We start from the raw sequence: 228 nt of genomic DNA, 5'->3' as shown, positions 1-228 counted from the left end.
ATATACATACATGAGATACGGCCTATCACTCACTGCCAAAACAGTTCCTAGCACACATTTGTCGAGCCACGCGCTTACCCAAGGCAAAAACTCAGAAAAATCAGCCCACTCCACAGGAATATGTCTTTTTTCACCATCTAGAAAACCAAACCCAAGCCACTGCTTGGGAAAGTCGACTTCAAGAGGAACATCGTCAACTGAAAAATACACATCATAACCCTTTAGCTC

The 228-nt window shown here is 43.4% G+C and carries 1 protein-coding gene; it reads right to left on the bottom strand.

The window, feature by feature from the left end; translation table 11 throughout:
* The coding region (locus SB719_RS23130) for a hypothetical protein (protein WP_412160188.1) at positions 1 to 228 on the bottom strand (228 nt) is incomplete at both ends.

Source organism: Pantoea sp. SIMBA_079 (genome assembly GCF_046940275.1).
GTDB lineage: Bacteria > Pseudomonadota > Gammaproteobacteria > Enterobacterales > Enterobacteriaceae > Pantoea > Pantoea borealis.
This window is presented reverse-complemented; position numbering and strand designations above follow the sequence as displayed.